General features: G+C 53.7%; 18 protein-coding genes. 12 read left to right on the top strand and 6 right to left on the bottom strand.

The genetic code is table 11. The annotated features are described in order from the left end of the window. Nucleotides 1–15: 15 nt before the first annotated feature. Nucleotides 16–1,125 (bottom strand): NAD(P)/FAD-dependent oxidoreductase, encoded by a 1,110-nt coding sequence (locus ACN0UH_RS09830; RefSeq protein WP_417661888.1) that lies wholly within the window; start codon nt 1,123–1,125, stop codon nt 16–18. A 278-nt stretch (nt 1,126–1,403) separates the two neighbouring features. Here ACN0UH_RS09830 and hisB point away from each other — a divergent pair, with 278 nt between their 5' ends. The 7 genes from hisB (at nt 1,404) to ACN0UH_RS09795 (ending at nt 6,310) form a co-directional block, all read left to right on the top strand. Then, nucleotides 1,404–1,997, top strand: a complete 594-nt coding sequence (gene hisB / locus ACN0UH_RS09825; RefSeq protein ID WP_010488624.1) for an imidazoleglycerol-phosphate dehydratase HisB — start codon at nt 1,404–1,406, stop codon at nt 1,995–1,997. Further along, complete coding sequence (hisH, locus tag ACN0UH_RS09820; protein ID WP_087518546.1) at nt 1,997–2,635, top strand: imidazole glycerol phosphate synthase subunit HisH; 639 nt, start codon at nt 1,997–1,999, stop codon at nt 2,633–2,635. The genes hisB and hisH overlap by 1 nt, the downstream gene beginning before the upstream one ends. After that, complete coding sequence (locus ACN0UH_RS09815) at nt 2,636–2,896, top strand: DUF2164 domain-containing protein (protein ID WP_417661887.1); 261 nt, start codon at nt 2,636–2,638, stop codon at nt 2,894–2,896. 83 nt (nt 2,897–2,979) lie between these two features. Continuing rightward, nucleotides 2,980–3,717, top strand: coding sequence for a 1-(5-phosphoribosyl)-5-[(5-phosphoribosylamino)methylideneamino]imidazole-4-carboxamide isomerase (gene hisA, locus ACN0UH_RS09810; protein ID WP_417661886.1), 738 nt, complete (start codon nt 2,980–2,982; stop codon nt 3,715–3,717). Between the two features lie 59 nt (nt 3,718–3,776). Next, nucleotides 3,777–4,547 (top strand): imidazole glycerol phosphate synthase subunit HisF, encoded by a 771-nt coding sequence (gene hisF, locus ACN0UH_RS09805; RefSeq protein WP_417661885.1) that lies wholly within the window; start codon nt 3,777–3,779, stop codon nt 4,545–4,547. A gap of 135 nt (nt 4,548–4,682) precedes the next feature. Continuing rightward, on the top strand, nt 4,683–5,438 hold the full coding sequence (locus tag ACN0UH_RS09800; RefSeq protein ID WP_417661884.1) for a substrate-binding periplasmic protein: 756 nt from the start codon (nt 4,683–4,685) through the stop codon (nt 5,436–5,438). A gap of 116 nt (nt 5,439–5,554) precedes the next feature. After that, nucleotides 5,555–6,310, top strand: coding sequence for a substrate-binding periplasmic protein (locus tag ACN0UH_RS09795; RefSeq protein WP_417661883.1), 756 nt, complete (start codon nt 5,555–5,557; stop codon nt 6,308–6,310). 180 nt (nt 6,311–6,490) lie between these two features. On the opposite strand, the gene ACN0UH_RS09790 is transcribed toward ACN0UH_RS09795, so the two are convergent. The 3 genes from ACN0UH_RS09790 to gpmI all read right to left on the bottom strand — a co-directional run bounded on the left by ACN0UH_RS09790 (nt 6,491) and on the right by gpmI (nt 10,743). Then, complete coding sequence (locus ACN0UH_RS09790; RefSeq protein WP_417661882.1) at nt 6,491–7,804, bottom strand: S41 family peptidase; 1,314 nt, start codon at nt 7,802–7,804, stop codon at nt 6,491–6,493. A gap of 32 nt (nt 7,805–7,836) precedes the next feature. Further along, on the bottom strand, nt 7,837–9,093 hold the full coding sequence (locus ACN0UH_RS09785; RefSeq protein ID WP_417661881.1) for a murein hydrolase activator EnvC family protein: 1,257 nt from the start codon (nt 9,091–9,093) through the stop codon (nt 7,837–7,839). Nucleotides 9,094–9,204: 111 nt separating this feature from the next. After that, a complete protein-coding gene (gene gpmI / locus ACN0UH_RS09780; RefSeq protein ID WP_417661880.1) occupies nt 9,205–10,743 on the bottom strand; it encodes a 2,3-bisphosphoglycerate-independent phosphoglycerate mutase in 1,539 nt (512 codons plus the stop codon). Between the two features lie 139 nt (nt 10,744–10,882). Between gpmI and ACN0UH_RS09775 the strand changes: the two genes are divergently transcribed. Genes ACN0UH_RS09775 through secB form a run of 3 tightly spaced genes read left to right on the top strand, consistent with a single transcriptional unit; the run spans nt 10,883 to nt 12,080 of the window. After that, nucleotides 10,883–11,296, top strand: a complete 414-nt coding sequence (locus tag ACN0UH_RS09775) for a rhodanese-like domain-containing protein (RefSeq protein WP_417661879.1) — start codon at nt 10,883–10,885, stop codon at nt 11,294–11,296. Nucleotide 11,297: 1 nt separating this feature from the next. Further along, entirely contained in the window at nt 11,298–11,549 is a 252-nt protein-coding gene (gene grxC / locus ACN0UH_RS09770) for a glutaredoxin 3 (RefSeq protein WP_417661878.1), read from the top strand. Nucleotides 11,550–11,594: 45 nt separating this feature from the next. After that, nucleotides 11,595–12,080 carry a protein-export chaperone SecB gene (gene secB / locus ACN0UH_RS09765; RefSeq protein ID WP_417661877.1) on the top strand — a complete coding sequence of 162 codons (486 nt, stop codon included), beginning with the start codon at nt 11,595–11,597 and terminating at the stop codon, nt 12,078–12,080. 67 nt (nt 12,081–12,147) lie between these two features. Here the strand turns inward: secB and trmL are convergent, their stop codons facing one another. Beyond that, nucleotides 12,148–12,636, bottom strand: a complete 489-nt coding sequence (gene trmL, locus ACN0UH_RS09760) for a tRNA (uridine(34)/cytosine(34)/5-carboxymethylaminomethyluridine(34)-2'-O)-methyltransferase TrmL (RefSeq protein WP_417661876.1) — start codon at nt 12,634–12,636, stop codon at nt 12,148–12,150. On the opposite strand from trmL, the gene ACN0UH_RS09755 reads away from it, so the two are divergent. Together ACN0UH_RS09755 and ACN0UH_RS09750 are read left to right on the top strand one after the other, a co-directional pair. Continuing rightward, the gene (locus ACN0UH_RS09755) at nt 12,635–13,075 is read left to right on the top strand and encodes a hypothetical protein (RefSeq protein WP_417661875.1); all 441 of its coding nucleotides are present in this window, start codon (nt 12,635–12,637) and stop codon (nt 13,073–13,075) included. The two genes, trmL and ACN0UH_RS09755, sit on opposite strands and share 2 nt — an antisense overlap. A gap of 156 nt (nt 13,076–13,231) precedes the next feature. Further along, nucleotides 13,232–14,539: a lactonase family protein gene (locus ACN0UH_RS09750; RefSeq protein ID WP_417661874.1), complete on the top strand. Its 1,308-nt coding sequence runs from the start codon at nt 13,232–13,234 to the stop codon at nt 14,537–14,539. Between the two features lie 384 nt (nt 14,540–14,923). On the opposite strand, the gene ACN0UH_RS09745 is transcribed toward ACN0UH_RS09750, so the two are convergent. Continuing rightward, a complete protein-coding gene (locus tag ACN0UH_RS09745; RefSeq protein ID WP_417661873.1) occupies nt 14,924–15,382 on the bottom strand; it encodes an SRPBCC family protein in 459 nt (152 codons plus the stop codon). Between the last annotated feature and the right edge of the window lie 36 nt (nt 15,383–15,418).

The following is a 15,418-nucleotide window of genomic DNA, read 5'->3' as shown; positions in this document are numbered from 1 at the left end:
ATAGCGCTGCGTGGGTTACAAATTAACGCCCGCAACGCGTTCGGCGATTGCCAGGCCGGCAGTAAGGCCCGGCGACTCAATGCCGAATAGGTTGATCAGCCCGTCCAAACCATGGTCGGCAGAGGTTTGGATGACGAAGTCGGCAGCCGGTTCCATAGGCCCAGACAGCTTTGGACGGACGCCACTGTAACCCGGCACAAGGCGAGAGCTGTCGAGTTTCGGAAAATATCGGCGGATTGCTTGGGCAAAAGGCTGTAGCAAACCGGCATCAACGCTGTAGTCAACATGCTCAACGTAGCGAGTGTCAGGGCCAAAACGTAGCTGGCCAGCGAGGTCCAGAGTGGCATGAATGCCCAGCCCGGTTGCATTGGCTTCGGGCATTGGGTAGATCAAGCGGCTAAACGGCGAGCGGCCGCTGTAGCCGAAATAGCGACCTTGGCACAGGTGTAGCTTCGGAATCAAACCAGCACTAAGGCCAATTGTGTTTTGTGCTAGTTGCTGGGCAAACAGGCCACCGGCGTTTATCACCTGCTGAGCCTTGAGGCTGAAGGGTTCGCCGCAGCTCACACCACGCACAATCCAGCCGCTGGCCGTGGGTTCGAGTTGCTCAATGCGCGTGTCGAGTACCAATTGCGCGCCATTGCGTTCAGCGCTGGCGAGTAGCGATTGCAAATATACATGGCTGTCGATAATGCCGGTGCTCGGCGACAACAACGCCTCAACGCCGCGCACGGCGGGTTCGAGACTGTGCAGTTGTTGCTGGCTGATGGCTTGCAGGTCATTCACGTCACAGGCGCTGGCATTCTCGGCGATGGCTGTGAGCTGGCTGCGCTCGTCATCGTTGACTGCGACCAAAAGCTTGCCGATGCGCTTATGTGGCACCTGATATTTCGCACACCAAGCGTAAAGTCGTTCGCGGCCCTCCAGGCATAACTGCGCTTTGAGCGAGTTTGCGGCGTAATAAATGCCTGCGTGAATGACCTCGGAATTGCGACTCGATGTATGGCTGCCGATGAGTCTTTCACGTTCGACAATCAGGGTGCTTTCACCGGGCTTGGCGAGGCGGGCTGCGCAGGCAAGGCCAAGGGCCCCGGCGCCGATGATCAAGCGGTCAATTGTGTCCATGGTGGTTCGTCTAAGTCTGCGGAACTGTTACAACGATAGTGCCGCAAACCACGAATGGATGGCAGCGATGCGTCTGGTTAGTGCCTGTCGATCGCTTCTTATTATGTCGTGCTCAGTTGCTGGCAAGGGCTGCGGAAGTCGGTGCAGGCACCTTGTTCTGAGAAATTTCTTACTAATGGTGATTTACGGGAGCCTGCATTGGTTATCCCCGGTAGCCGCTGCGCATAAGGCTGCCTATAATGGCTACCCTTTTGCACAACGATTGAGTGGAGCAGGTGATGGCCGAACGTACGGCATTCGTCGAGCGCAACACACTGGAGACCCAAATCAAGGTCTCGATCAACCTAGATGGTACTGGCAAGGCGCGATTCGACATCGGCGTGCCATTTCTTGAGCACATGCTTGACCAGATCGCCCGCCACGGCCTGATTGATCTCGATATCGAGTGTAAAGGCGACCTGCACATTGACGATCACCACACAGTCGAAGATGTCGGTATTACCCTCGGTCAGGCCTTCACTAAAGCCATTGGCGACAAAAAGGGCATGACCCGTTACGGCCACTCTTATGTGCCGTTGGATGAAGCGCTGTCGCGAGTGGTCATCGACTTCTCGGGTCGTCCCGGCTTGCAGATGCATGTGCCGTTCACCCGTGCGGTCGTTGGTGGCTTTGACGTTGACCTGTTTCAGGAGTTTTTCCAGGGCTTCGTCAACCATGCACTGGTGAGCCTGCATATCGACAATCTGCGCGGCACCAATACGCATCACCAGATCGAAACCGTGTTCAAGGCTTTCGGCCGCGCGTTGCGCATGGCGGTTGAGCTTGATCCGCGTATGGCCGGGCAGATGCCGTCAACCAAGGGCGTGCTCTGATGCAGACAGTTGCCGTGATCGACTACGGTATGGGCAACCTGCACTCGGTGTCCAAGGCGCTTGAGCACGTTGGTGCAGGCCGCGTGCTGGTGACCAGCGACGCTCAGGTGATTCGCGAAGCTGATCGCGTGGTATTCCCGGGTGTCGGCGCGATTCGCGACTGCATGGCTGAAATCCGCCGTTTGGGTTTTGACCAGCTAGTGCGTGAAGTCAGTCAGGATCGCCCGTTCCTTGGCATCTGCGTGGGTATGCAGGCGTTGATGGATCGCAGCGAAGAGAATGGCGGCATAGATTGCATTGGCCAGTTTCCGGGCTCTGTGCGCTTCTTTGGCAAAGGCCAGGTTGAAGATGGCGAGGCGCTGAAAGTCCCGCACATGGGTTGGAATGAAGTCGCGCAAACGGTCAAGCACCCGCTGTGGCACAACATTCCGGATATGGCGCGTTTTTACTTTGTGCACAGCTATTACATTGAAGCAGGCAACCCAAAACAGGTGGTTGGTCGCGGGCATTACGGCAACGATTTTGCCGCAGCGCTGGCTGATGGCTCGCGCTTTGCCGTGCAGTTCCATCCGGAGAAAAGCCACACCCATGGCCTGCAATTGCTGCAGAACTTTGCTGCGTGGGACGGTCGCTGGTAAATGGCTCGGGGCAAGGATAAAAGCCGCTTCCTGAGCCTCGAACCGGCTCAGGAAGCGGCTGCGGTTGCCAGCTTGCAGAAGTTTCTCGACCAGCGTTTCGAGCTTGAGCTGGGCTCGTTTGAAGTGCAGGAGATTCTCGAGTTGTTTAACCGCGAGATCGCGCCGCTTTACTACAACAAAGCTGTTGATGATGTGCAAACCGTGCTTAGAGACCGGTTTGAGAGCATCGAAAGCGACTTGTGGGCACTCGAAAAAAGTTAACGAACCGCTGAAACGCCTCGCGCCAGCTTGAGGCATTCAACGGCTTTCTTGGATTAATGATAAGACTTGAATAGGTTCAACCGATGCTGATTATCCCCGCGATCGACCTCAAAGACGGCGCCTGCGTGCGTCTTCGTCAAGGCCGTATGGAAGATTCAACGGTGTTCTCTGATGACCCGGTGAGCATGGCTGCAAAGTGGGTAGAGGGTGGCTGCCGCCGCTTGCATCTGGTCGATCTGAATGGCGCGTTCGAAGGCCAGCCGGTCAATGGCGATGTGGTCACCGCAATCGCCAAGCGCTATCCAAATCTGCCGATCCAGATTGGCGGCGGTATTCGCTCGCTGGAAACCATCGAGCACTACGTTAAAGCGGGCGTCAGCTACGTGATCATCGGCACCAAGGCGGTCAAGCAGCCAGAGTTTGTGGCAGAGGCCTGCAAAGCCTTTCCGGGCAAGGTCATTGTCGGCCTGGATGCTAAAGACGGTTTCGTCGCCACCGATGGCTGGGCTGAAGTCAGCAGCGTCCAGGTTATTGACCTGGCCAAGCGCTTTGAAGCCGACGGCGTTTCGGCCATCGTTTATACCGACATTGCCAAAGACGGCATGATGCAAGGTTGCAACGTACCCTTCACTGCGGCGTTGGCGGCAGCGACTTCGATTCCGGTCATTGCCTCTGGCGGTATCCACAATCTGGGTGACATTAAATCCCTGCTGGCCGCTAAAGCTCCTGGCATCATTGGGGCAATCACCGGTCGGGCGATTTACGAAGGCACCTTGGATGTTGCTGAAGCCCAGGCATTTTGCGACAGCTGCACGGGTTGACCGACTTGCTTCAGTAGGTGGGTAACTCCTGCGTTGCCTACCCTTAACAGGACTCCATCATGGCACTGGCAAAACGTATTATTCCCTGCCTCGACGTCGACAATGGCCGCGTGGTTAAAGGCGTTAAATTCGAGAACATCCGCGATGCCGGTGATCCGGTAGAAATTGCCCGTCGTTACGATGAGCAGGGTGCTGACGAGATTACCTTTCTCGATATCACTGCAAGCGTTGATGGCCGCGACACCACTTTGCATACCGTTGAACGCATGGCCAGCCAAGTGTTTATCCCGCTGACCGTTGGTGGCGGAGTGCGTACGGTGATGGATATTCGTAACCTGCTCAATGCCGGCGCTGACAAAGTCTCGATCAACACTGCTGCGGTGTTTAATCCCGAGTTTGTGGGTGAGGCTGCGCAGCGCTTTGGCTCGCAGTGCATTGTTGTCGCGATTGACGCCAAGAGGGTGTCTGGTCCGGGCGAAACACCGCGCTGGGAAATTTTTACTCATGGCGGGCGCAAGCCAACTGGGCTGGATGCGGTGCTGTGGGCGAAAAAGATGGAAGAGCTCGGCGCTGGCGAAATTCTGCTGACCAGCATGGATCAAGACGGCATGAAGAGCGGTTTTGATTTGGGTGTTACCCGCGCTATCAGCGAGAGCGTCGGGATTCCGGTTATCGCTTCAGGTGGCGTGGGTAATCTTGAGCATTTAGCTGACGGGATTATTGAGGGCAAGGCTGCTGCGGTTCTTGCTGCCAGTATTTTTCACTTCGGTGAATACACCGTGCCTGAGGCTAAGGCTTACATGGCCAGTCGCGGCATTGTTGTGCGTTAGTGTTCTTAATGCTCTATCTCGGGTCACGGGGAGGTGACCTGAGTCGCAGCTATACACATCCAATTTTTGTCTGCATTAAAACAGGGCTAGTCTAGGCCGCCTAAAACTATAAGTTCTGAATTAGGGTTGTGATTGATGTTGAAGCGTCTGTTGTTGGCAAGTGCTGGGGCACTGCTATTGATGTCTGGGGCGGCGCGAGCCGAGATTGATGAAAACTACCGCATGGTCTTACTGACCGAAAACTTCCCGCCATACAACATGGCAATCAACGGTAAAAATTTCGCCCAGGAAGATAACCTCGACGGCATTGCCGTGGATATCGTGCGTGAAATGTTCAAGCGTGCAGGTATTCAATACAGCATGACGCTGCGTTTCCCCTGGGACCGTATCTACAAATTGGCGCTAGAGAAGCCGAACTACGGCGTATTCGTGACTGCGCGCTTGCCTGAGCGTGAGAAGCTGTTCAAGTGGGTCGGGCCAATCGGTCCCGATGATTGGGTTCTCTTGGGACGCGGCGATAGCAGCATCACGGTCAAAAATCTTGAAGAAGCCAAGCAGTACAAAATTGGCGCGTATAAGGGTGATGCGATTGCCCAGCACCTGGAGGAACAGGGGTTGTCTCCAGCCACTGCATTGCGCGATCAGCTCAATGCTACTAAGTTGATGGCTGGGCAGATTGACCTCTGGGCGACCGGCGACCCAGCCGGGCGTTACCTAGCGAAACAAGAAGGCATTTCCGGTTTGAAGACAATCTTGCGTTTCGACACTGCCGAGCTTTATCTGGCGCTCAATAAGGAGGTGCCGGACGAGGTGGTACAGAAGCTGCAGGCTGAGTTGGACAAGATGCGCAAAGAGGGCTTTGTCGACGACACCCTCAACAGCTATCTGTAATACCAAACGGGCCTTTTAAGGCCCGTTTGTTTAAGGGGGTATGAGGGTTGCGCCGCAGCCCTGCGGGCAGGCGTTGCTAGCCAATAATCACAATACATAAGGGCGGGGTAAGCAAAATGCTGAAGAAAGTGAAGAACGGTCTGTTGATCGGGCTGGCGCTGATGGCAAGCGCGGCACATGCAGAGTTACCAGAAGACTACAAGGTCGTGTTACTGACTGAGAACTTCCCACCCTTTAATATGGCGGTGGACGATAAAAACTTTGCTCGCGATGATGGGATCGACGGCATTAGCGCTGACATCGTGCGGGAGATGTTCAAGCGTGCAGGGATTAAGTACACGCTGACGCTACGCTTTCCATGGGATCGTTTGTACCGTCTGACTTTGGATAAACCTAGCTACGGTCTATTCTCGACCACTTACACTGAAGAACGTAAACCACTGTTCAAGTGGGTCGGGCCATTGGCTAAAACCGGTTGGGTATTGCTGGCAGCGCCCGGCAATGACATCAAGGTTGCCAATCTCAAGGACTCGGCGCAGTACAACGTCGGTGCATACAAAAACGACGCAGTGAGTCAGGCGTTGGAGAGTCAAGGGCTCAAGCCAATCAATGCCTTGCGAGATCAGGAAAACGTCAAGAAGTTGATCTCCGGCAAGATTGACCTCTGGGCAACGACCGATCCTGTTGGTCGCTATCTCGCCAAGCAAGAAGGTGTTAGTGGGCTTAATACAGTGCTGCGCTTCAAGGAAGCTGAGCTGTATCTGGCATTGAATAAAGACACTCCGGATGAAGTCGTGCAGCGTCTGCAGAAAGCACTGGATGAGTTGCGCGCCGAAGGCTTCATTGATGATATGACCAACAGTTACCTATAACTGCGCACAATAAAAAACCGGTCTGGCGATAAGTCAGACCGGTTTTTTGTGGGCGCCGTTTAAGCCAGTAACTCATATACACCCTGCCAAGCGGCCATCGTCCAGTAGCGTGCGACAACGCGAAGCTTGTCCACCAAGGTTCAAACGGCAACGCGTTTGTCCTTGGTGTTCGAGGCGCGCTTAGTTACGGGTGATGTTCAGGCCTTTAAGCAGGCTCAATGCTTGGCTCAACTGGAAGTCATCATCCTGTGGCCGAGCTTGAGCTGCTTTAGCGCTGCTGCTTGGTTTGTCAGCGCCGCCGTTACCGTTGCCCAGGTGGCCTTGCAGATCTGCCTCTTTATAGTTGAGGCTGGATGCCGGGCCTTCGCGGGTGAGCTTGGCGCGATTGACTTCAATGTCCGGGACAATGCCCTGTGCCTGAATCGAGCGGCCGTTGGGGGTGAAGTAAAGCGCGGTTGTCAGTTTCAAGGCACGGTCGCTGTTGAGGGGTAATACAGTCTGGACTGAACCTTTACCGAAGCTGTCGGTACCCATCAGCACACCACGCTTATGATCTTGCAAGGCGCCGGCAACAATTTCAGACGCTGAAGCACTGCCGCCGTTGATCAATACCACCAGCGGTACACCTTCACTGGCGTCAGCGGGATCTGCGGAAAAACGCAGCTCAGAATTGGCGATGCGACCTTTTGTGTAAACGATCAAACCCTTCTTGAGGAAGTGGTCGGTTACTTCAACCGCCGCCTGTAACACCCCGCCAGGGTTGTTACGCAGGTCGAGAATCAGGCCGTTGAGCTTATTGCCATTGTCTTTGCGCAGTTTGTTCAGGGCTTTGCCGACTTCTTCACCGGTGTTGACCTGGAACTGAGAGATGCGAATGTAGCCGTAGCCAGTCTCCAGCATTTGGCTCTTGACGCTTTTCACCTTGATAGCAGCGCGTACCAACTCAACAACGAAGGGTTTGCCGCCGTCACGGACGATCGTCAATTTGATTTTACTACCAGCTTTGCCGCGCATTTTGTCGACAGCATCGAGCATCGACAGGCCTTTGGTTGGCTGGTCGTCTATTTTGATAATCAGGTCGCCCGGTTGAATGCCCGCCTTTGATGCTGGAGTGTCATCAATCGGCGAGACAACTTTAACGAAGCCATCTTCCATGCCCACTTCAATGCCGAGCCCGCCGAATTCGCCGCTGGTGCTTTCCTGCAGCTCTGCGAAATCGTCTGGTTCCAAGTAAGCAGAGTGCGGATCAAGATTGCTGATCATGCCTTTGATGGCATTTTCCAGCAGCTCTTTATCAGTGACCGGCTCAACATATGAGCTCTTGATACGGTCCATCACCTCAACAAAGGTGCGCAGCTCATCAAGCGGCAAAGGCGCCTTGTCACTGGCTGGTACTGTTGCTGGAGCGATGATCTCTGCTGCATGAGACAGTGACACGCCACTGAGCAGGGCGATCGCTAAAGCCAGAGAGGTAAGGCGGGGCAAGTGCGGCATGTCAAACAAACTCCTACGAAATAAATAAGCGCTTATCCTTGCGCGCGGCACCATTGTGCCGGGTCGCTTGGGCGACCCTTTTGGCGGATTGCAAAATACAATGCAGGCGTATTCTGCCCGCCACTGGTACCCACTGTTGCAATTGGATCGCCAGCTTTAACCACTTCCCCCGCATCTTTGAGCAGGCTCTGGTTGTGCCCATACAGGCTCAAAAAACCATTGCCGTGATCGAGAATGACTAGAAGTCCAGCTCCGCGCAACCAGTCTGCAAAAACTACTCGACCACCATGTACAGCTCGTACCTGGCTGCCAGCGGTTGCACTGATTAGTACGCCATCCCATTTGGTTCGAGCATCTCCACCGCGCGGGGTTCCGTATCGTGCTAGTAAACGGCCATTAACTGGCCAAGGTAGCTTGCCGCGAGCGTTAGCGAATTTACCGCCGTAGACTGCGCCAGCGCTGACAATTGGTCCGCTAGCGTTGGCGGCCGGTGAGCCTGAAGAACTGTTCTGCTGTTTTGCCTGATTGGCAGCGGCCAATGCTCTTTGTCGTGCTGCTTCGGCTTCACGGGCCTGCCTTGCGAGGGTTTCATCGATAGTCTTGATGACTTTGGCCAGTTGCGCTTGGTCGCGCTGACGGGCTTTGAGCTTTTTGTCGCGCGCTGAGTAGTCGTTGTTCAGTTTGGCCAGAGCAACCTGACGTTGCTTGCGCACCTGAGCAAGCTTTTCAGTCTGGGTGTCGAGGGTGTTTTTTTGCTCAAGTAACTGGTGTTGCTGGGCAGTGATGTCATTTTCGACGTTAGCCAATTGGCGCAGGGTTTCGTTGAAGGTATTCAACTGTTCCATGCGCGCCTTACTGACATAGTCGTAATAAGTCATGGTGCGCGAGAATTTCTCGGGGTTTTGCTGGTTGAGCAACAGCTTGATGTACTCCTGGCGACCGCTTTGGTAGGCCGCTCTGGCTTGAATCCCGATCAGGCGTTGCTGTTCAATTCGTGCGCTCTGGAGTTTTTTTTTCTCTGTTTCGAGGCGTTTGATCTCTTCTGCACCGTCGTTGAGCTGTTCTTGCAGGCCTTTAACCTGCTTTTCCAGCTCGCCCATCTCGGTTTCCGTCTGTTTTAGCGACTTCTGTACGCCAGACTTTTCCTGCTGGATTTTTTGCAGCAGTTTTTTCAGCTCGACGACATCTGACTGGGCGGCATTAAGTTTTTTTTGCGCGTCAGCTTTCTCGTCTGCGAATGCAGGGGAGAGTAAGCACGTCATCAATATCAGAATTAGGGCGCGAAACATGGGGCGGGGCATACCTGTGCGTAAAGTGGCTCTAGTATGCCCGTGGTCTGGAGCAAAAAAAATGCCCCAGACCAGCGGGCTGAGGCATTTGTGGATTTTATCGACCAATCCTCACTTATCGAAGGTGAGAATGCTGGTGCCGGTCATCTCGCCTGGCACCGGCAAACCCAGTAACGTGAGCATGGTTGGGGCGATATCTGCCAGTACGGCGCCATCACGTACTTGGGTATTGCGTTTGCCAACATAGATAAATGGCACCGGTTCACAGGTATGTGCTGTGTGCGCTTGGCCAGTGCATTCATCCTCCATTTGCTCAACGTTGCCGTGGTCGGCGGTGATCAGCGCTTCGCCACCGACTTTATCGAGCGCGCTGACAATGCGTCCGACACAGCCGTCCAGGCACTCGACGGCAGCTACAGCGGCGGCAAATACGCCGGTATGGCCGACCATGTCGCCATTTGCATAGTTGACCACAATCACGTCGTAGCGCTGGTTTTCGATGGCGTCGACGATTTTATCAGTGACTTCCGGGGCGCTCATTTGCGGTTGCAAATCGTAGGTGGCGACATTCGGCGATGGAATCAGGATGCGTTCTTCACCAGCAAATGGCTCTTCACGGCCGCCGGAAAAGAAGAAGGTCACATGGGCGTATTTTTCGGTTTCGGCGATGCGCAGCTGGGTCTTACCGTTGTTGGCCAGATACTCGCCGAGCACATTGGTCAATGGCGTTGGTTTGAATGCGCTCGGTGTATCGATGCTGGCCGCGTACTGGGTGAGCATGATGAAACCCGCGAGCTGGGGAGCGCGGGCGCGGCTGAACTCGCTGAAGTCTGGTTCGACGAAGCTGCGCGTCAGCTCACGTGCACGGTCTGCGCGAAAGTTCATGAAAATAACCGCGTCACCGTCTGCAACCGATACCGCATCGCCAATAGTGGTGGCTTTAACGAACTCATCGCTTTCGCCACGGGTATATGCCGCTTCAAGGCCCGCGCTAGCGTTTGCTGCGTTGAACTGGCCCTGACCATTGACGATCAGGTTATAGGCTTGCTCGACACGGTCCCAACGATTGTCGCGGTCCATGGCGAAGTAACGCCCAATGATGCTGGCGATGCGGCCTTTGCCGAGCTTGGCGAAGGTGCTGTCGAGTAGATCGATCGATGTTTGCGCGCTCTTTGGCGGCGTATCGCGACCATCAAGAAAAGCATGCAGATAAATTTTTTCAGCGCCGCGCTTTACCGCCAATTCAACCATGGCGGCAATGTGATCTTGGTGGCTATGTACGCCGCCGTCGGACAGCAGGCCGAGAATATGCACGGCTTTAGCGTTACTCACCGCGTCATCAACTGCTTGGTTGATGACTGCGTTGTCGAAAAACTCGCCATCACGAATGGCTTTGGTCACGCGGGTAAAGTCTTGGTACACCACCCGGCCAGCGCCGAGGTTCATGTGGCCTACTTCTGAATTGCCCATTTGACCGTCTGGCAGGCCAACGTCCATGCCGCTGCCGGAGATCAATCCGTGCGGTTGTGTCGCACGCAAGTGATCGTAGACCGGCGTATTGGCGGCAAAAATGGCGTTGTGTTCGGGGCTGTCACTGTGCCCGAAACCATCAAGAATGATCAGTACCAAAGGTTTTGGCGTGGCGCTCATAAAGCTGGCTCACTCTGCTGTAGGCATAAAGATTGACCATTTTAAGGCCTAGCGGCTATCAAGTCACCGCTGGACGGGGTTTGGCCGACTTGTGGGGCTGTGTATACTGGCCGGCATTTTACCGTCCTGGAATTTCCTGATGCTTGCCAACGCCATTGAATTTGTCACTAACCACTATTTGCTTGTCGGCACTTTCGTAATCCTGCTTGTGTTGTTGCTGGTTACTGAACTGCAAAAGGGCGGCAAGAGCTTGAGCAGCCGTGAGCTGACCGCGTTGCTTAATAGCGAGCAAGGCGTCGCACTGGATGTGCGCTCGCAAAAAGACTTCTCTGCCGGCCATATTGTTGGTGCGCTGCACATTCCTTACGACAAGATCGCAACTCGTATGGCTGAACTAGAAAAACACAAGGCTAAAACCATTGTTGTGATTGATGCTGCCGGCCAACATGCCGGTACAGCTGCGCGTGATCTGCAAAAGGCGGGCTTCACCGCAGCAAAACTGTCGGGTGGGATGTCCACTTGGCGCGGTGATAACTTACCTGTGGTGAAGTGAAATGGAAGTCGTAATCTACTCAAGTGACTATTGCCCCTACTGCATGCGTGCCAAGCAATTGCTGGCGAACAAAGGGGTGGCATTCACTGAAATGCGCGTCGATGGTAATTCTGCACTGCGTGCAGAAATGACGCGCAAAGCAGGTAGAACCTCGGTTCCACAGATTTGGATCGGCGAAACCCATGTGGGCGGTAGCGACGAACTTTATGCCTTGGAGCGCGCCGGCAAGCTCGACGCCTTGCTCAAGGCATAACGGTTAGACTTTAAATTCTGCTTTAACTAATAAGAAGGCATTGGTATGACTGAACAAGCAAACAATGGTGCGGGCGCAACTGAAGAACAAACTCCACAGTTCTCGCTGCAGCGTATCTACGTACGTGACCTTTCCTTCGAAGCACCGAAAAGCCCAGAGATTTTCCGTAAGGAATGGACGCCTACGGTAGAGATGGATCTGAACACTCGACAGAAGCCTCTGGACGGTGACTTCCATGAAATCGTGCTGACTTTGTCTGTGACCGTTAAGAACGGTGACGAAGTTGCCTTCATTGCTGAAGTTCAGCAGGCGGGTATCTTCCTGATCAAAGGTCTGGATGGCGCATCGATGAGCCACACCCTTGGCGCTTTCTGCCCAAATATTCTGTTCCCATACGCCCGCGAAACCCTGGACAGCTTGGTTGTCCGCGGCTCGTTCCCTGCGTTGATGCTGGCGCCTGTGAACTTCGACGCACTGTATGCCCAAGAGCTACAGCGTCTGCAGCAAGCGGCACCAGAAACCACAGCTTAATAAGGCATTGGCCTAGGTTGAGTTGCTCATAAAAAACGCCCCTCGGGGCGTTTTTTATGTCTGCAGATTAATTGTCGGGCTTGGCCTGGTTCGTTGGCGGCATGGCAAAGCCTTGCTGGCGCCATGCCTCGTAAACCGCAACGGCTACTGTATTCGACAGGTTCAGGCTGCGACAGCCTTCACGCATCGGCAAGCGCACACACTGCTCAACGGGCAGCGCGTCACGCACATCCTGCGGCAAGCCGCGACTTTCCGGGCCGAATAGAAATGCATCACCGGCCCGATAACTCACTTCATGGAAGCCTTGTGTGCCTTTGGTGGTAAAAGCGAATACCCGTGGCTGGCCGAGGCTGGCCAGACAGCTTTCAAGGTTTGAGTGGCGCTGCAGCGTGGCGTACTCGTGGTAATCCAACCCTGCGCGGCGCAGGCGTTTATCATCCAACTCGAAGCCGATTGGCTCGATTAAATGCAGGCTGCATCCGCTATTGGCGCAGAGCCTGATAATGTTGCCGGTATTGGGTGGTATTTCTGGTTGAAAAAGGATGACGTGAAACATGCGCGGCTCCGAGCGTGAAGGCGGGCAGTATTCTACTCCCGATATGGGTGATCGGCCTCGTCCTTGGTTGCGAGTGATTGGCTCGTTAGCCATTTTTGGCTTTTTAATCGGTTTAATGTTTGGTGATTTGTTTCGCCCGGATGCGCTGCGTCTTGATCGAGTCGAGGTGCACCAAGCTGGGTTGCAACTGTGGTTTAACGAGCAACCAACCCCACAAAGCGGCGAGTACAACGGCGCTTATGTGCTGCGTTTGCGAACACTGGGACGCGAGCAACAAGGCCAGCTACAGCTCAATGGACGAGCGGTTAACTGGCGGTTGCAAAGAGATGAGCGGGATATGGTGCTGACCCTCATTGCGGCCCGTCCTCTGCGTGGCGAATGGCAGGCTGTCCAGGTAGACGGGCAATGGCGGTTAAGAGTTAGTTTGCTCGAGAAATAAATCCATTCGACTGCGTGCGAGGCTTCCTACGGAGATACAGGACAGGAGTGCCGGTTTGCCCGCTAAACAAATTGTATGCTTAACTTAAGATAGGCATCATCGGATCAGATGCTAGTAGCTGCATTTCTTGCAAAATACTCTTAAGGACGAGATCGCATGAAAAAATTAATGTGTTGTTTATTATTTGCCTGTTCGCTCCCGGCATTCGCCAGTGAGATAACAGGCGGCGTCTATGTCGCGACCAATAATGGAGATGAGAACTCAGTTGTTGGTTACAAGCAATTTGCTGACGGGACACTAGCGCAAGTCGGTGAGTACAAAACTGGTGGCAAGGGCACGGGTTTTGTTGAGCTGTTTGGTCTTCCCTACGATCCTACAACTGGCCACACCTTTACTGATGGTATTGACCCACTAGCCGCAGCCTATGGCCTATGGCGCTCTGCGGATAACAAGAATGTTCTGGTTGTAAACGCAGGTAATGGCACGGTTTCGTCTCTACGTGTCCAAGACGATCTGTCTCTGAAGCTGACCAACGTCGTCAAGGCTGGTGATATCAAGCCAAACGGCATTGCGACCTATAAGAACCTTGTCTACGTCGTTAGTATGGGCAAGAAGATCGAAGACCCTAGCGAAGGCAATATCAAGGGTTACACCATTGACGACAATGGTTTTCTTAAAGAAATTCCCAACTCCATTCGCCCGCTTACTGGGCGCCCGGCAAGTGTTGAGTTCACAGATAACGGCAAGTTCCTAATCGTGGTTGAGATCACCACTGGCGTTACTCACTCCTATGCTGTTGACGACAATGGTTTGCTGTCTGAAAAGCCGGTATCAAGCATCGATTCGCCGCAGGCCTCGAAAGACCGTTTCTTCGCTTTGCCGATCGGCACGAAAATCGTAAAAGGTGAAGGCGACAATTACACACTTCTGGTGACTGAAACCCGCTTTATCACTAGTGATCACAAGTTTCATAACTCATCTGCCGAGCATAAAAAGAAGTACCCTTTCCTGCACTTGTTTGAAGGGCAGTCAGGTTCTGTTACTTCATACAATATCGACAAAAACGGCAAGCTTAGCGTCATTTCCCCTGACGTTATTGCTGGGAAAGGCTACTGGGGCGGCCAGCAGGCAGTTTGCTGGGTGACTATTTCGCCTGATGGCAAATACGCTTGGACGACCAATCCTTTGACGTCGAGCATTTCTACCTACGAAATCAATAAAGACGGCAGTATCAAACTCAAGCAAGAGATCGCGTATCAAGACAGTAAGTACGATGAGTACTTCCTCGATATGGATCTGAGTGCAGACGGTAACTATGTAAACGTTATCAGCGGCAACACGGGTAAGACCTGGGTGTTCAAAATCAACCAGGAGACGGGTGAGCTGACAGTTGTTGATGGTTATCCTGGCAGCGCTCTGACCCACTCTTATGGAGTCGTGACCGTTCCTTACAAGAGCAAATAAGCTCAGCGGCAAAAAGACAAAAAGCCCGGTCCATGCAATGCATGGCTGGGCTTTTGTCTATTCAGGGCGAAACAAACCTAATAAAAGAGGGGAATCCCCGGCCTGCCTGTACCAAGGCCCCCGAAACTGGAGTTGCTTAGGTATATGCAGTCAGTGTGCCAACTTTTGTATTGCGCCTTGATGTCAGTGAAACCGGGCTGTTTGCGCCCCAGAAAGCTGATTGACGCGGACTTTGAACCCCAAAAAGTGTCTCTCATGAGTGCATATGCACGATTTGAGCGCCGTTTTTGGGCACTGCTTATTCAGTGCTGTAATCGGTGATAGAGGGTTTATTGCGAAAGCTGCTTAGCTGACGTCATTAACCAGCCGCTGCCAATTGATTGCTTAGCCATGCTCTGGAATATCCGGCTCTACAAGTCGAGCTAGCTGTTCGAGAGACTCTTGCCAGCCCAGGTAGCACATTTCTTCTGGAATCACAGAAGGAATGCCCTCTTGAACAATGTTGACGTCGGTTCCGCAGGAAACGGCTTTTAGATCAATCGATACTGTCATTTCACCGGGCAGGTGTTTGCTGTCAAAGCGGTCTATATGTTGAATTCGCTTGTGAGGGACTAACTCAACGTATTCAGCGCTAAAAGAATGGCTGCTTGCACTGCCGAAGTTGGTGAAGGACATCTGGTAGCCACCACCAACGCGAACATCCATTTTGTGGATCGTCCCGATGAACCCATACGGAGGTAGCCAGCGCTCCAAAGCGCCTTTATCGGTAAAGGCTTTATAAATGCGCTCTGGCGGTGCCCGTAGCACACGGTGTAGTTGGACTGTACCAGTCTTGTCAGGCATCACATTCTCCTGCGAGTAGGTCAAGTGCACGCAGCC

This window comes from Pseudomonas sp., from assembly GCF_048265905.1.
GTDB lineage: Bacteria > Pseudomonadota > Gammaproteobacteria > Pseudomonadales > Pseudomonadaceae > Aquipseudomonas.
This window is presented reverse-complemented; position numbering and strand designations above follow the sequence as displayed.

Bases quoted from the DNA above. Each gene is read 5' to 3' on its own strand.
- ACN0UH_RS09830 (WP_417661888.1), bottom strand. From the start codon at position 1,125: ATGGACACAATTGACCGCTTGATCATCGGCGCCGGGGCCCTTGGCCTT.
- hisB (WP_010488624.1), top strand. From the start codon at position 1,404: ATGGCCGAACGTACGGCATTCGTCGAGCGCAACACACTGGAGACCCAA.
- hisH (WP_087518546.1), top strand. From the start codon at position 1,997: ATGCAGACAGTTGCCGTGATCGACTACGGTATGGGCAACCTGCACTCG.
- ACN0UH_RS09815 (WP_417661887.1), top strand. From the start codon at position 2,636: ATGGCTCGGGGCAAGGATAAAAGCCGCTTCCTGAGCCTCGAACCGGCT.
- hisA (WP_417661886.1), top strand. From the start codon at position 2,980: ATGCTGATTATCCCCGCGATCGACCTCAAAGACGGCGCCTGCGTGCGT.
- hisF (WP_417661885.1), top strand. From the start codon at position 3,777: ATGGCACTGGCAAAACGTATTATTCCCTGCCTCGACGTCGACAATGGC.
- ACN0UH_RS09800 (WP_417661884.1), top strand. From the start codon at position 4,683: ATGTTGAAGCGTCTGTTGTTGGCAAGTGCTGGGGCACTGCTATTGATG.
- ACN0UH_RS09795 (WP_417661883.1), top strand. From the start codon at position 5,555: ATGCTGAAGAAAGTGAAGAACGGTCTGTTGATCGGGCTGGCGCTGATG.
- ACN0UH_RS09790 (WP_417661882.1), bottom strand. From the start codon at position 7,804: ATGCCGCACTTGCCCCGCCTTACCTCTCTGGCTTTAGCGATCGCCCTG.
- ACN0UH_RS09785 (WP_417661881.1), bottom strand. From the start codon at position 9,093: ATGTTTCGCGCCCTAATTCTGATATTGATGACGTGCTTACTCTCCCCT.
- gpmI (WP_417661880.1), bottom strand. From the start codon at position 10,743: ATGAGCGCCACGCCAAAACCTTTGGTACTGATCATTCTTGATGGTTTC.
- ACN0UH_RS09775 (WP_417661879.1), top strand. From the start codon at position 10,883: ATGCTTGCCAACGCCATTGAATTTGTCACTAACCACTATTTGCTTGTC.
- grxC (WP_417661878.1), top strand. From the start codon at position 11,298: ATGGAAGTCGTAATCTACTCAAGTGACTATTGCCCCTACTGCATGCGT.
- secB (WP_417661877.1), top strand. From the start codon at position 11,595: ATGACTGAACAAGCAAACAATGGTGCGGGCGCAACTGAAGAACAAACT.
- ACN0UH_RS09755 (WP_417661875.1), top strand. From the start codon at position 12,635: ATGCGCGGCTCCGAGCGTGAAGGCGGGCAGTATTCTACTCCCGATATG.
- trmL (WP_417661876.1), bottom strand. From the start codon at position 12,636: ATGTTTCACGTCATCCTTTTTCAACCAGAAATACCACCCAATACCGGC.
- ACN0UH_RS09750 (WP_417661874.1), top strand. From the start codon at position 13,232: ATGAAAAAATTAATGTGTTGTTTATTATTTGCCTGTTCGCTCCCGGCA.
- ACN0UH_RS09745 (WP_417661873.1), bottom strand. From the start codon at position 15,382: ATGCCTGACAAGACTGGTACAGTCCAACTACACCGTGTGCTACGGGCA.